Origin of the sequence: Hymenobacter cheonanensis (assembly GCF_030581075.1) — a bacterium.
GTDB lineage: Bacteria > Bacteroidota > Bacteroidia > Cytophagales > Hymenobacteraceae > Hymenobacter.
The window spans coordinates 86,121-99,939 of record NZ_JAUQSW010000012.1; the positions used below are offsets into that span (position 1 = coordinate 86,121).

15 protein-coding genes are annotated in these 13,819 nt (G+C 60.5%); 9 read left to right on the forward strand and 6 right to left on the reverse strand.

Annotated elements, in window-relative coordinates; translation table 11 throughout:
• Positions 1 to 24: 24 nt before the first annotated feature.
• Together cysK and Q5H89_RS19590 are read right to left on the reverse strand one after the other, a co-directional pair.
• Positions 25 to 951 carry a cysteine synthase A gene (gene cysK, locus Q5H89_RS19585; protein WP_305021041.1) on the reverse strand — a complete coding sequence of 309 codons (927 nt, stop codon included), beginning with the start codon at positions 949 to 951 and terminating at the stop codon, positions 25 to 27.
• 105 nt (positions 952 to 1,056) lie between these two features.
• Positions 1,057 to 1,899, reverse strand: a complete 843-nt coding sequence (locus Q5H89_RS19590; protein WP_305021042.1) for a serine O-acetyltransferase — start codon at positions 1,897 to 1,899, stop codon at positions 1,057 to 1,059.
• 226 nt (positions 1,900 to 2,125) lie between these two features.
• On the opposite strand from Q5H89_RS19590, the gene Q5H89_RS19595 reads away from it, so the two are divergent.
• Positions 2,126 to 2,437 (forward strand): cupin domain-containing protein, encoded by a 312-nt coding sequence (locus Q5H89_RS19595; RefSeq protein WP_305021043.1) that lies wholly within the window; start codon positions 2,126 to 2,128, stop codon positions 2,435 to 2,437.
• Between the two features lie 79 nt (positions 2,438 to 2,516).
• Here Q5H89_RS19595 and Q5H89_RS19600 read toward each other — a convergent pair whose 3' ends face one another.
• The gene (locus tag Q5H89_RS19600; RefSeq protein ID WP_305021044.1) at positions 2,517 to 3,500 is read right to left on the reverse strand and encodes a YheT family hydrolase; all 984 of its coding nucleotides are present in this window, start codon (positions 3,498 to 3,500) and stop codon (positions 2,517 to 2,519) included.
• 267 nt (positions 3,501 to 3,767) lie between these two features.
• Between Q5H89_RS19600 and rpsT the strand changes: the two genes are divergently transcribed.
• Positions 3,768 to 4,019 carry a 30S ribosomal protein S20 gene (gene rpsT / locus Q5H89_RS19605; protein ID WP_305021045.1) on the forward strand — a complete coding sequence of 84 codons (252 nt, stop codon included), beginning with the start codon at positions 3,768 to 3,770 and terminating at the stop codon, positions 4,017 to 4,019.
• 393 nt (positions 4,020 to 4,412) lie between these two features.
• On the opposite strand, the gene pyk is transcribed toward rpsT, so the two are convergent.
• Entirely contained in the window at positions 4,413 to 5,855 is a 1,443-nt protein-coding gene (gene pyk, locus Q5H89_RS19610; protein WP_305021046.1) for a pyruvate kinase, read from the reverse strand.
• A 117-nt stretch (positions 5,856 to 5,972) separates the two neighbouring features.
• Complete coding sequence (locus Q5H89_RS19615) at positions 5,973 to 6,401, reverse strand: IPExxxVDY family protein (protein ID WP_305021047.1); 429 nt, start codon at positions 6,399 to 6,401, stop codon at positions 5,973 to 5,975.
• A 163-nt stretch (positions 6,402 to 6,564) separates the two neighbouring features.
• Here Q5H89_RS19615 and Q5H89_RS19620 point away from each other — a divergent pair, with 163 nt between their 5' ends.
• The 3 genes from Q5H89_RS19620 to rnc all read left to right on the forward strand — a co-directional run bounded on the left by Q5H89_RS19620 (position 6,565) and on the right by rnc (position 9,091).
• Positions 6,565 to 6,801 (forward strand): acyl carrier protein, encoded by a 237-nt coding sequence (locus Q5H89_RS19620; protein ID WP_068229068.1) that lies wholly within the window; start codon positions 6,565 to 6,567, stop codon positions 6,799 to 6,801.
• Between the two features lie 144 nt (positions 6,802 to 6,945).
• Positions 6,946 to 8,199 carry a beta-ketoacyl-ACP synthase II gene (fabF, locus tag Q5H89_RS19625; RefSeq protein ID WP_305021048.1) on the forward strand — a complete coding sequence of 418 codons (1,254 nt, stop codon included), beginning with the start codon at positions 6,946 to 6,948 and terminating at the stop codon, positions 8,197 to 8,199.
• A gap of 157 nt (positions 8,200 to 8,356) precedes the next feature.
• Positions 8,357 to 9,091: a ribonuclease III gene (gene rnc / locus Q5H89_RS19630; protein WP_305021049.1), complete on the forward strand. Its 735-nt coding sequence runs from the start codon at positions 8,357 to 8,359 to the stop codon at positions 9,089 to 9,091.
• Positions 9,092 to 9,101: 10 nt separating this feature from the next.
• On the opposite strand, the gene Q5H89_RS19635 is transcribed toward rnc, so the two are convergent.
• Complete coding sequence (locus tag Q5H89_RS19635) at positions 9,102 to 9,614, reverse strand: hypothetical protein (RefSeq protein WP_305021050.1); 513 nt, start codon at positions 9,612 to 9,614, stop codon at positions 9,102 to 9,104.
• Positions 9,615 to 9,656: 42 nt separating this feature from the next.
• Here Q5H89_RS19635 and nadE point away from each other — a divergent pair, with 42 nt between their 5' ends.
• From nadE to lgt, 4 genes are all read left to right on the forward strand, one after another.
• Positions 9,657 to 11,588 carry an NAD(+) synthase gene (nadE, locus tag Q5H89_RS19640; RefSeq protein WP_305021051.1) on the forward strand — a complete coding sequence of 644 codons (1,932 nt, stop codon included), beginning with the start codon at positions 9,657 to 9,659 and terminating at the stop codon, positions 11,586 to 11,588.
• Positions 11,589 to 11,801: 213 nt separating this feature from the next.
• The gene (locus Q5H89_RS19645; protein ID WP_305021052.1) at positions 11,802 to 12,431 is read left to right on the forward strand and encodes an RNA polymerase sigma factor; all 630 of its coding nucleotides are present in this window, start codon (positions 11,802 to 11,804) and stop codon (positions 12,429 to 12,431) included.
• Positions 12,424 to 12,708, forward strand: coding sequence for a hypothetical protein (locus Q5H89_RS19650; RefSeq protein WP_305021053.1), 285 nt, complete (start codon positions 12,424 to 12,426; stop codon positions 12,706 to 12,708). Before Q5H89_RS19645 ends, Q5H89_RS19650 begins: the two co-directional genes overlap by 8 nt.
• 94 nt (positions 12,709 to 12,802) lie before the next feature.
• Positions 12,803 to 13,807: a prolipoprotein diacylglyceryl transferase gene (gene lgt / locus Q5H89_RS19655; protein ID WP_305021054.1), complete on the forward strand. Its 1,005-nt coding sequence runs from the start codon at positions 12,803 to 12,805 to the stop codon at positions 13,805 to 13,807.
• Positions 13,808 to 13,819: the final 12 nt, after the last annotated feature.

The following is a 13,819-nucleotide window of genomic DNA, read 5'->3' on the forward strand; positions in this document are numbered from 1 at the left end:
CTTATTTCTCTTTTTATCAGCTACTTACACAAACAATCCTTCTACCGACAGGTAGCGCTCGCCGGTGTCGTAGCAGAAGGTGAGCACCTTGCCGCCCTGCGGCACCTCGGCCAGCTTTTTGGCTACGGCGGCCAGCGAGGCGCCCGACGAGATGCCGCACAAAATGCCCTCTTCGCGGGCGGCGCGGCGCGTCATTTCGAAGGCCTCGTCGCGGCTCACCTGAATTACGCCGTCGAGCAGGTCGCGGTGCAGGTTATCCGGAATGAAGCCCGCGCCGATGCCCTGAATGGGGTGCGGACCCGGCGCGCCGCCGCTAATAACGGGCGACAGCTCGGGCTCTACGGCAAAGGTTTTCATGTGCGGAAACTTGGGTTTGAGCACCTCCGTCACGCCCGTGATGTGGCCGCCCGTACCCACACCCGTGATGTGCATGTCGAAGCCGCCCTCCGGCGCATCGGCCAGAATTTCCTGGGCCGTAGTAGCCACGTGCACCGCAATATTGGCCGCGTTGGAGAACTGCATGGGCATCCAAGCGCCGGGCGTGCTGTCCACAATTTCCTGGGCCTTGGCAATGGCCGCTTTCATGCCGCCTTCGCGGGGCGTCAGCTCAAGGTTGGCGCCGTAGGCCGACATGAGGCGGCGGCGCTCAATGCTCATGCTTTCGGGCATTACGAGCGTGATTTTGTAGCCCTTCACAGCCGCTACCAGGGCTAGCCCCACGCCGGTATTGCCTGAGGTGGGCTCCACAATCAGGCTGCCGGGGGTGAGGATGCCGTCTTTTTCGGCCTGCTCAATCATACTCAGCGCAATGCGGTCCTTGATGGAGCCGCCGGGGTTTTGGCGCTCCAGCTTCACCCACACCTCCACGTCGGGGCGCTCGGCGGCAAATAGCTTGTTGAGTTTGACCAGCGGCGTGTGGCCGATGGCGTCGAGAATGGAATTAGCTTTCATGGGGTGGATTTTAGGGGAACAGGAGATAGATAAACAGGCAAAGCGACTAGTAATGAATTGGTAAGCATAAGACCTTACTCTTGTGCTAGCCGACTTATCCAGTGGTTAAATCGAAAACATGAGTTCGCCGGCCGGGTCGTCTTGCCGGGCCATGTGCAGCTGGGCGCGGTGGTACACCCGCGAATGCGAAGGCACGCTCTCGGTCAGCCACACGTTGCCGCCCACTATGCTGTGCGTGCCTATCACGGTGCTGCCGCCCAGGATGGTCGCATTGGCATAAATCACGACGTGGTCTTCAATAGTAGGATGGCGCTTGAGCCCCTGTAAGGCCTTGGCCACACTCAAGGCTCCTAGCGTAACACCTTGGTATATTTGCACATGCGCGCCAATATCAGCCGTTTCGCCAATGACAATGCCCGTGCCGTGGTCGATGCAGAACGACTTGCCAATGCGCGCCCCGGGGTGGATGTCGATACCCGTGCGCTGGTGAGCATACTCGCTCAGCAGGCGCGGCAGGCGGGGCACGCCGCGCTGGTGCAGCGCGTGCGCCAGCCGGTGCAGGGCCGTAGCGTAAAACCCGGGGTAGGTACTCAGGATTTCGCCCAGGTCCTGGGCGGCGGGGTCGGCGGCCAGCGTAGCTTCGGCATCGAGCAGCAGGGCCGTACGCAGGGCCGGCAGGCCGTTAAATAAGTCGGCAGCCAAGGCGGCGGGGGCCACGGCCAGGGTTGGCACCTGGGCTAGCAGGGCCGTAAGCTCGGCCTGCAAGTGGTAGAGGGTGGCGGCAATGGCATCGGTACCCGCTAGGGGCCGGGCGGCGCGCTCCGGAAAAAGCACCGCCAGCACCTGCTCGGCTAGCGCGCAGAAAGCGGGCCCGGGCAGCGACGAGGGCACGGCCGCGTGCGCCCGTGCCAATTGCTCAGCAAACGTTTCGAGGGCAGCGGCGGACACGGCAGAATCATGGGCTAGAAACGAAAAATGGCCGGCAAGCTACAGCCTTGGCAGCGGCACAGGTTTCTTAACCGGGCGGCTGGCCCGAAGGTTTTCGGCGGGCTGGCGCACAACCGGCCGGCGGGCCTAGCCGTTAGCTGCACAGGCCAGCAGCTTACGGCTGTCACCGCCAAATTCCTTTTCCTGATGCGCTGCCCGGCGGCGCCTATTTTATTCCTTCTCTATCATGTCTGTTTCAAATGTAAATGCCGCATCGGCCACCCCCGGCGCCGACGGCGCCAAGCACCTGGCCGCCGGCCAGCACGTAGCCCTGCGCCTCTGGGAAAATGAAGAGCCCGCCGAGCCCAAGCCCCTCAGCAACCGCCCCTACGAAACCGTGGGCTACGTACTAAAAGGCCGCGCCGAGCTGCATATCGAAGGCAAGGTAACGGCCTTAGAACCCGGCATTTCCTACTTCGTACCTCAGGGTGCGTCGCACACCTACAAGATTCTCGAAACTTTCTCCGCCGTCGAGGCCACCTCGCCGCCGCAGCTGTAAGCTCTTAGTAGCCTACGCACAAAAGCGCGCCGCCTCCCACTGTTGGAGAGCGGCGCGCTTTTGTGCGTTAGCCCCTGCCCTAGCCCGGCACCGCGCGGGTGAAAAAGTCTACTGCCCGCCGCTCCGAGTAGTAGGTGCCCGCCGGGCCGCCCTCGTTGAAGCCCACGTGCCCGCCGCCAGCGGGCGTTTCGAGAAAGAAAAACTGGCTGGCTGCCGCCGCTTCGCGCGGGAAGCAGCTAGCGGGCAAAAAGGGGTCGTTCAGGGCATTGACCAGTAAAGTGGGCAGGCGAATGCCGCCCAGGTAGCGCCCCGATGCCGCCTGCTCATAGTAATCGTCGGCCGAGGCGAAGCCGTGCAGCGGCGCGGTATAACGCTCATCAAACTGCGGAAAATCGCGCAACTGGTTTAGCTCCGTCAGGTCGAGCTGGCCGGGCAAATGCGCGTTTTTCACCCGCATTTTTTCCTTGAGCGAGTTCATAAAGCGCCGCAGGTAAAGCTGATTTTGCCAGCGCCCGATGTGTACCGAGCTTGCCTTGAGGTCGGTAGGCACCGAAAACACGGCGGCGCGCTGCACCGGCGCGGGCACCCTGGCGGCATTCTCGCCCAAATACTTAAGCGTCACGTTGCCGCCGGCCGAGAAGCCGGTCAAAAAAATTTCCGGGTAGTGTTTTACATCCACCGCGTGCGCTATCACCGCCGCCAGGTCGTCGGTATCGCCGAGGTGGTAGGCGCGCAGCAGGCGGTTGGTTTCACCGCCGCAGCCGCGGTAGTTCCAGGCCAGCGCATCGATGCCCGCCTGGTTGAGTGCCCGGGCCATGCCCCGCACGTAGGGCCGGCTGCTGTCGCCCTCCAACCCGTGCGAGATAATGCCGAGCCGAAGCGCCGGCTCGCGGCCCGCCAGCGACCAGTCGAGGTCGACAAAATCACCATCGGGCAGCTCCAGCCGCTCGCGCTGGTAGCGCACTTCCGGCACCCGCCGCAGGGTGCTGGCCGCAATGGTTTGCAGGTGCCCGTTGGCCAGCAGCGCGGCCGGGCGGTAGGCCGAAGTAGAAAGAAGCGGCATAAAATAGCGCGAATAATAGCTGGCAGACCTGACCTAGCAGGCAGCAAACGCAGCGCCAAATATGTCCAATAAACGGGCGCTAGCCTGGCCGGAAGCCACAAAGATGGCCTAGTAGCTGGCCCCAAGAGCCTGCCGAAGAGCTAACATTGCTCAAGAATTTTATTCGCTAAAGCGCTGGGAAATCCTGGTTTTATTTCCTACCTTTGCCCTCCCAAACGCGAAAACCGCAGCCGTCCGGCTGTCTTCTATAGAATTTTCTTTTTTGTCATGGCAAACCATAAGTCGGCTATTAAGCGCATCCGCAGCAACGAAGCGAAGCGCGTACTAAACCGCTACCAGCACAAGTCTACTCGCACGGCCATCAAGAAGCTGCGCGACACCACTGATAAATCGGCCGCTCAGGAGCTGCTGAAGAAAGTATCGTCGATGCTGGACCGCTTGGCCAAGAAGAACATCATCCACAAAAACAAAGCTGCTAACAACAAGAGCAAGCTGACAAAACTCGTTAACGCGCTTTAGCGCGAGACGAGTCTAGCGGGGCCGAACTCTGCCGCCCCACCGTTCGGTCCCGCGCTCATCACCAGAAAGCCCTGCTATCGCCAGCAGGGCTTTTTGTCGTTGGCCGCAGAGTTAACGGATGAAATGGATTGCGCGGCTATGTCAGCTTCGTGGGCTGGCTAGGCTAGTTGCGTTCTTCTGCCTTGCCCTACCCTACTCCATTGTCATCTACCATCGGGGGCATTGACTGTTGGATTATGCATCACAATAAAGAGCAGGCCGCTCCCAATGGGAGCGGCCTGCTCTTTATTTGCTCAATTAGCAAGAATAAAACGACCCTAGCTATTACCTAGGCAGTCCACAAGGTGGGCGTATCTACGCAATCCGTTTCATCCGTTAAAGCTGCGGGCCAGGCTACGCTACGCTTACTTTCACCATGTTGGCCCGGCCGCGGTCGCTGATGGGCATTGAGCCCGTTGTGATGAACACGTTGCCCGCGTTGAGGTTGCCGGTGGTAGTCAGGATGTTTTTAATATCCGCGATAGTGCTATCGGTGCTATTAAAGCGGTCGTAGTAGAAACCGCGCACGCCCCACACGAGGCTTAGCACGGTAAGCAGCGGCCGGTTATCGGTGAAGATGAAGATATCCGCTTTGGGGCGGTACTTAGCCAGCTGGAAAGCCGTGTAGCCTTTACCCGTGAGGCCCGTGATAACGCGCGCCGAGGTATTCTTGGCCAAGTGGCACGAGGCCGACAAAATGCTGTCTTCCACGAAAGTGGGTGCGGTTGCGTCTACGGGCCACCACTTGTAGAATAGCTTGGGGCTGCGGGTTTCCACGCTCAGGATGGTGGCTACCATCGAGCGGATAACCTCGGCCGGGTACTGGCCTACGGCGGTTTCGGCCGACAGCATTACGGCATCGGCGCCATCGAGCACGGCGTTGGCCACGTCGCTGGTTTCGGCGCGGGTGGGGCGCGGGGCCGTTATCATGCTCTCCATCATCTGGGTAGCTACGATAACGGGCTTGCCGGCCTTGTTGCACTTCTCGATAATCATCTTCTGGGCCATCGGCACCTCCTCCATCTTCACCTCCACGCCGAGGTCGCCGCGGGCCACCATCACGGCATCGGTAAGGGCAATGATTTCGTCGATGTTGCGCAGGCCGTCAGGCGTCTCAATTTTGGCCACCACACGGGTGGTTTTTCCAGCTTCGGCAATCAGGTTTTTGATGAAGCGGATATCATCGGCCTTGCGGGCAAAGCTCAGGGCAATCCAGTCCACATCGTGCTCCATGCCAAATTTGAGGTCTTCGATATCCTTCTCCGTCATGCTAGGGGCCGAAACCTCCGAATCGGGCAGGTTGATGCCCTTGCGGGGCTTCACGAGGCCACCGTAGATAACTTCTACGTCCACTTCCTGGTCGCGGTCGGTGGCGAGCACCTTCAGCTCAATCTTGCCATCGTCGATGAGAATCTGGTCGCCGGGCTTCACGTCGCGGGCCAGGCCCAGGTAAATCGTGCTCAGGCGCGTAGCCGTGCTGATTTCCTTCTCGCCGCACACCAGCTTTATTTTATCGCCGCGCTTAATTTCCACGCCACCGCCTTCTACCTCGCCCAAGCGAATTTTTGGGCCCTGCAAATCCTGCAGCAAACCCACGTTGGTGCGCATGTCCTTGTTGAGGCGGCGCACGGTGTTAATCACCGACAGGTGGTCCTCATACGACCCGTGCGAGAAGTTGAGACGAAATACATCCACACCCTCGCGGATGAGCATGCCGAGGCGCTCGTAGGTGTTGGAAGCCGGGCCCACGGTGGCCACGATTTTGGTTTTGTTGAAGGAAACGGGGGACGGTTGCATACAAATTGGAGTGGTGCGGCGCGCAGCGAAGGCCCTGTATCACGGGCGCGCCGCCAGGGTGGCGAGAAGTGCGCGGCGGCCGTGATAATGACCTCCTTCGGCCGCCGCACAAAGTGGTTAAAAAATCAGATTTTCTTTGTATTTTAATTCGTTAGGGTCAAATTCGCTGGCATACTGCACCAGCGGCAGCGCCGTGAGGCGGTCGAGCAGCTCGATGCCGGCCCACTCATCGGCACCGCCCTGCACTTGCAGCAGGTAGTCGTACTCCCGGATGTCGGGGGCCAGAAACGGCTTGGCTAGGGTTGAGGGCAGGGCCGCGCGATTGCGCAGCAGGCGCAAGGTAAGCACCTCCGTAGCATAGAGGTAGTAGCTGAAAGCCAAGGCCCCCTGCTGCACCAGATTCAGCACAAAATCGGGCTGGCGCACCAGGCGCGCGCGCAGGCTCCGGTTGAGGCTCCAGGCCAGGGTATAGTCACGGGTGCTGGACACGAGGCCAAACAGGGCAAAGTCGCAGTCGTATTCCGCCTCCAGGGTTAAGGTTTTCATAGCTGAGGAGCGAACTGCAAAGCTACACCTTTCGGCGGGCCATGGGCAGCCTCTTTTTGGGGGTAAGCCAAAATATTGTACGTGCCTTGGGGAGGGGTTTCGCGGGGTAGTTGCGAAAAGGTGCGTTACTTTGCAGGCAAGTTTCCCCTTAACCACGACTGCAATGTCTGAAATCGCCGAAAAAGTAAAAGCCATCATTATCGACAAGCTGGGTGTTGAAGCCTCGGAAGTAACGCCGGAAGCCAGCTTCACCAACGACCTGGGTGCCGATTCGCTCGACACCGTGGAGCTGATTATGGAATTCGAAAAAGAATTCAACGTCAGCATCCCCGATGACCAGGCTGAGAACATCCAGACCGTGGGCCAGGCCGTAAGCTACCTCGAAGAGCACGCCAAGTAATCTGTTGACGCCGGGCCTCCCCTAGCGGAGCCGGGCTTAGATAAGAAAAATGCCTATACCGGCCGGCTCGCCGCCGGCCGGTTTTGCTGTTTTCACCCTACTCTCGTTTCTTTCTAACTACGCCGCCCACTCGGCGTTTGCCTTATGTCGTCCATCCGCCGCGTCGTCGTAACCGGTATTGGGGCCATCACCCCGCTGGGTAAAACTGCCTCTTCCTATTGGGAGGGGCTCGTAAATGGGGTCAGCGGCGCCGCGCCCATTACCCGCTTCGACGCTACCAAGTTCAAAACCCGCTTTGCCTGCGAGGTGAAGGACTACAATCCTCTGGATTATTTCGAGCGCAAGCAAGGGCCTAAAATGGACTTGTTTACGCAGTTCGCCGTCATCGCCTCCGACGAAGCCATTGCCGATTCGGGCCTGCTCGACGGGGTGGACAAAGACCGCGTGGGCGTTATCTGGGGCTCGGGCATCGGGGGGCTGAAGTCTTTGCAGGAAGAATGCTTTCAGTTTGAGCGCGGCGACGGCACGCCCCGCTACTCGCCGTTCTTTATTCCGCGCATGATTGCCGACTCGTCGTCGGGCAATATTTCCATCAAGAATGGCTTTCGCGGGCCCAATTTCGTCACAACTTCGGCCTGCGCCTCGTCGAACGACGCGCTGATTGCGGCTTTCAACAACATTCGCCTGGGCCTGGCCGACGCCATTGTGACGGGCGGTTCCGAGGCGGCCATCACCGAGTCGGGCGTGGGCGGCTTCAATGCCCTCAAGGCCATGAGCGAGCGCAACGACGACCCGGCGTCGGCGTCGCGCCCCTACGACAAGGACCGCGACGGCTTTGTGCTGGGCGAGGGCGCGGGCGCGCTGGTGCTTGAGGAATACGAGCACGCCAAGGCGCGCGGCGCTAAAATGTACTGCGAGGTTATCGGCGGCGGCATGTCGTCGGATGCCTACCACATCACGGCCCCTGACCCTAGCGGCTCGGGCGTGGTGCTGGTGATGCGCAATGCGCTGCGCGACGCGGGCATTGCGCCCGAGGAAGTTGACTACATCAACACGCACGGCACGAGCACGCCGCTCGGCGACGGGGCCGAAATCAAGGCTATCGAAACCGTATTTGGCGAGCATGCTTCCAAGCTCAACATCTCCTCGACCAAGAGCATGACGGGCCACCTGCTAGGCGGCGCGGGCGGCATCGAGGCGGTGGCCAGCATCCTGGCTATCAAGCACGGCATGGTGCCGCCTACGATTAACCTGCACACGCCCGACCCGGAAATCAATCAGAACCTGAACTTTACGCCTAACGTGGCGCAAAAGCGCGACGTAAACGTGGCTATCAGCAACACGTTTGGCTTTGGTGGGCACAACACGTCGGTTGTGTTCCGCAAGGTAGCCGAGTAGGCCGGGCGCGAGCCCCTGGAACGTCATGCTGACGAAAAAGGCATCTTGGCTAGGTCGATGGACGACGCGGCCGAGATGCTTCCTTCGTCAGCATGACGTTCTATTTAGTTCTTTAAAAAGCTACTAGCCTGCCGCTAACAGCTAACAGCAAAGTAAAATGCCTCTTCCCCTCTTTGGCCTGTTTCGGCGGCTGCTGGGCAGCGATAAGCAATTTCGGCAGGCCGTGGCCACCGTTATCGGCCAGGACCCGCACAATGCGCGCTTATACCAGCTAGCCTTCACGCACTCGTCGGTGGTGAAGCAGGACCCCGGCGCGGGCCGCCACCAGAGCAATGAGCGGCTCGAATTTTTGGGCGATGCCGTGCTGGGCACGGTGGTGGCCGAGTACCTGTTCAAGAAATTTCCCTACGAGCAGGAAGGCTTCCTGACCGAGACGCGCTCGCGTATCGTGAACCGCGAAAGCCTGAATGCCATCGCCCTCAAAATGGGCCTCGACAAGCTGGTGCAGCTCGACGCGACCCAAAACCGCGTGGCCCGCTCGCGCTCGGTGAACGGCAACGCGCTGGAGGCCCTGGTGGGCGCCGTGTACCTGGACCTGGGCTATAAGGCCGCCCGCAAGTTTGTGCTGAAGGGCCTGATTAAGCCTTTCGTAGACGTCAACAAGCTCACCACCACTACTTCTAATTACAAGAGCAAGCTCATCGAGTGGGCCCAGCGCCACGGCAAAGACGTGCGCTACGAGTTGAGCGGCGAGCCCCGGCCGGGCGGCGTCATGGAATTTACGGCCACCGTGCTGTTGAGCGATGAAGTAATAGCCACCGGCATGGGCCTCAATAAAAAGCAGGCCGAGCAACTGGCCGCCGAGCGGGCGCTGACTGCGCTAGGGGTATAAATGGTCCACCTTATTCAACGCCCCCAGCGTCAAAGGTTACCTTAGCTAGCAATCCTTGTTTAAATATAAAATATAGGCTACTAGTGCCTTCATCCGTGATTTGATAAGCATCGAAGGCGGCAGGCAACCCATACGCTTTGCAAAAATCAGCTTTGGATGAGCCTATCCGGATAGCACGTCCAAAAGACATTTTTTTTGACGTCACATCGGCGCTCAGCAAAAACTGATTGTATTGATTTGCAAAAATCTCTAGTTTATCAATCTTGTTAGCAACGGTCAGCAGAGTGTCTTTGACAGACGGCTCATACTTATTGCGAATTATCTTTTTGACCTGCACTGCTTTGCCGTAAATCTTCCTTAAGCTTGGCAACGTCGAATTGTCAAGCATAAGCGCTAGCATCTCAGGATTAAAAACTGTTTTGACCTTTGGTTTTGCTTGACTGCTACTAGCCAATTGAGGGGCTTGGGCACGGGAGCTAAAACCAACAGCTACTGCTAACAGTAGGAAAATTATTCTTTCCATAGTTACAGTCAATAAAAAGCTACACTAATATAGCATCTGCCCATGCGCATTGCCGGAGCCGCCCTCAACCAGATTCCCTTCGACTGGGGGCATAACATTCAGAATATCAGTGCGGCCATTGCGCAGGCTAAGGCCGAGGGCGTGGAGCTGCTGTGCCTGCCCGAGCTGTGCCTGACGGGCTACAACTGCGAGGACCTGTTTTTGAGCGACTGGCTGCCAGCGGCGGCCCTAGCGCATTTGCAGCAGATTCGGCCGCTTACCGAGGGTATTTGCGTGGTGGTGGGGCTGCCGGTGCGGCTAGCCCACCGCACCTACAATACAGCCGCCGTGCTACGCGACGGCCAGATTCTGGGCTTCGCGGCCAAGCAGTTTCTGGCCAACGACGGGGTGCACTACGAAACGCGCTTTTTTGTGCCGTGGGTGGCGGGCGAGACGACCACCGTGGCGCACGAGGGCGAAAGCTGGCCACTCGGCGACCTCACGTTTGAGCACCGGGGCGTGCGGTTTGGCTTTGAGATTTGCGAGGATGCCTGGCGGCCCGATGACGTGCGCCCGGCCTGCCGCCTCGTGGGCAAGGTTGACCTGATTATCAACCCCTCGGCCAGCCACTTTGCGATGAGCAAGACTGATGTGCGCTACAAGCTGGTGCTTAACGGGTCGCGCAAATTCAAGTGTACTTACCTCTACGCCAATCTGTTGGGCAACGAGGCGGGCCGTACCATCTATGATGGAGAAATTCTGATTGCCCGCAACGGCCACCTGCTCAAGCGTAACCAGTTGCTGAGCTTCAAGGAGGTGGGTATGGAATGGGTGGATGTAGATTTTGCCGAGCCGCTCGCAGTGGCCGATGTCATTGTGCCGCTGCCTGAACCCGACGAGTACCGCGAGCTAAACCAGGCCATGAGCCTGGGCCTCTTCGACTACCTGCGTAAGGCACGCAGCCGGGGATTCGTGCTGAGCCTGAGCGGCGGGGCCGATTCGTGCTTCTGCGCTGTGGGCGTGGCCGAAATGGTGCGCCTGGGTGTGGCCGAATTGGGCGAGGAAGAGTTTAAGCGCCGTAGTGGGGCGTTTGACGCGGCTAAAACGGCGGTGACGCAGGCGGGCGCGGGCGGCACGGCCGCTCAGTTGGCCACCGATGTAGACAACTCTGCCGAAGCGGAAAACCATACGCCGACTACAAGTAACCAGCAGCTCGTCAATCACTTGCTTACCTGCGCCTACCAGGGCACCGTCAATTCTTCTGACGACACTTTTATTTCGGCCAAGGAGCTGGCCGATAGTATTGGGGCGCGGTTTTTCGACTGGACAATTGACGAAGAGGTGCGCGGCTACGTGGGCAAAATTGAGCACGCGCTAGGCCGCGAGCTAACCTGGCAAACCGACGACCTGGCCCTGCAAAACATTCAGGCGCGGGTGCGGGCCCCCGGCATCTGGCTGCTGGCCAACGTGCAGAACTGCCTGCTCATCACCACTTCCAACCGCTCGGAGGCCAGCGTGGGTTACTGCACCATGGATGGCGACACGGCCGGCAGCATCTCTCCCATTGCGGGCGTCGACAAGGATTTTGTGAAGAAATGGCTGCGCTGGGCCCAAACGGCGCTCGGCTACGAAGCTCTGCACCATGTCAATGCCCTAGCGCCCACCGCCGAGCTGCGCCCGCTGGCCGACAAGCAAACCGACGAGCGCGACCTGATGCCCTACGCGCTGCTCAACCGCATCGAGCGGCTGGCCTTCTACGACCGCCTCTCGCCGGCCGCCGTGCTAGCCCAGCTCGTGGCCGAAGAGCCAACCTACGAGCCCGAGCAGCTGCGCGCCTACGTGAAGCGCTTCTACCAATTATGGAGTCGCAACCAGTGGAAGCGCGAGCGCTACGCCCCCAGCTTTCACCTCGATGACTACAACGTGGACCCGCGCTCGTGGCTGCGCTTTCCCATTTTGAGCGGCGGCTTTGGCGAGGAGCTGGCGGCGCTATAGCCACCAGGCGAGGCTAGCGGCAGCGGGCGCTGCCAGGGCAACACAGCGGGCCAAGCAATTTATTTTGCCTGTTGCCCAGCAGTTTAGGCAATAAGTGAGTGAAGCCGCGCAAGTTCTTGCAAGTGCTGGCACCTAAGCTTGTGTAGCGCTGGTCGGCCTAGCCGGGCTGCCGCGCCCCAAGCATTCTGCTGCCTCCATCGCCTCCCTATTCTTATGGCTTATAGCCTGCCGCTACTTGCCACCCTTGCCGAGCCCCTGGCCGCTAGCGGCCTCGCCGCCGATGCTGAGCTGATAGCCCAGCTTCAGCAGGGCAGCGAGGCCGCGTTTCGCACGTTGGTGGCGCGCTTCCAGGACCGGGTGTACCGCACGGCGTATTCGCTGCTGCGCTCGGCCGAAGAGGCGGAGGACGTAGCGCAGGAAGTGTTTGTGGAGGTGTACCAAACCATTGGCCGGTTTCGGGGCGAGGCGGCGCTCAACACCTGGCTCTACCGGCTGGCCACCTCGCGGGCCTTGCAGCACCGGCGGCGCCAGCAGGCCCGCAAGCGCTTCGCGTTTTTCACCAGCCTGCTGGGCTTTGCCAACCAGGGGCTGCCCGAGCCGCCCGACCATGCCCACCCCCAGGCGCTGCTGGAAGGTGCGCAGCAGCTGCACCTGTTGCAGCTGCACATTGGCCGCCTGCCGGCCCAGCAGCAGGTGGCATTCACGCTGCGCCACGAGCAGGAGCTAAGCTACGAAGAAATAGCGGCCGTGCTCGGCACCACCGTGGCGGCCGTCGAGTCCTTGTTGTACCGGGCCCGGCACACACTACGCCAACACTTTCAGCCCCCTTCTCGCCATGTCTAACTCTGCCCCGCGCCCCGGCTCCGATGAGGAGTGGCAGGCGCTGCTAGGCCAGCTGCGGCACCAGCCGCAGCCTAAGCCGTTCTTCTACGCGCGGGTGCACGCCCGCCTCAGTGCCACCCGGGCGCCCCGCGCCGGGCTGCCGGGCTGGGTGCGCCGCCCGGCCTACGCCGCCTTGCTAGGCGCCCTGCTACTGGCCGTGAGCGGTGATGGCGCGGCCCTGCGCGCCGCGCCGCCCGCCCGCCCGGCTGGCCCGGTGCCCCACGCCCTTACCCGCTAGTTGATGGCCGGCCCGCAGGGCCGGCGCCGGCGGGCTTGCGAGCCGGGCGCCGCCGCCCGAAGTACCTTTGATTCCTCTTTCTTTTTTGCTGCCCATGACTGCACCGCTCGCTTACATTACTTGGAACGTCTCGCCCATCATTGCCGAAATCGGGCCGCTGCTGCTGCGCTGGTACGGCGTGCTGTTTGCGCTGGGCTTCGTTATCGGCTCGTTCGTGCTCACGCACATCTACAAAAGTGAGGGCGTGCGGCCGTACTGGGTCGATGTCATTACCTTTTACATGGTGGTGGGCACGGTGCTGGGCGCGCGGCTAGGCCACGTTTTTTTCTACGACTGGGCCTCTTACCGGGAGCACCCGGGCGAGATTCTAAAAATCTGGCACGGTGGGCTGGCCTCGCACGGGGCCACCATTGGCATCTTGCTGGCGGTGTTCATTTTCAGCATCCGCAATAAGTTTGACTACCTCTGGGTGCTCGACCGCATCGTGATTGTGGTAGCTATCGGGGGCGCCTGCATCCGGCTGGGCAATCTTATGAACTCCGAAATAGTGGGTAAGCCCACCGATGCGCCTTGGGCCTTCGTATTTCCGCGCGATACCGAGCATCTGCAGGCGCCCGTGACGCCTCTGCCCGAAGGAGCGGCCCTAGTGCAGCGCAGCCGCCTGCCCAATGGCGAGGAGCAGACCCAAGTGCTGCCCGCCGGCACTGCGCCCACGCCCACCATGGAAATGGCCGTGCCCCGCCACCCCACCCAGATTTACGAGTCGCTGTTCTGCATTTTCCTGCTGGTACTGCTCTACGGGCTCTGGAACAAATACAAGGAGCGCACGCCGCGCGGCCTGCTCTTTGGCCTGTTTGTGGTGCTGCTGTTCACCTTCCGCGTGCTGGTCGAGTACCTGAAAGAAAACCAGGTGTCGCAGGAGAGCGGCATTATTGCGCAGTACCACCTCAACATTGGGCAGCTCCTCAGCATCCCGTTCATTCTCATTGGATTGTGGGTGCTGTTGCGCGCCGGCAAAGACCCTCAAAACCCCTACGGCTACGCCCCGCGCGACCTGGCCGAGGAAGAAGCCGCCGCCCGCGCCACGGCGGCCAAGTAGCAGCCATTAGCT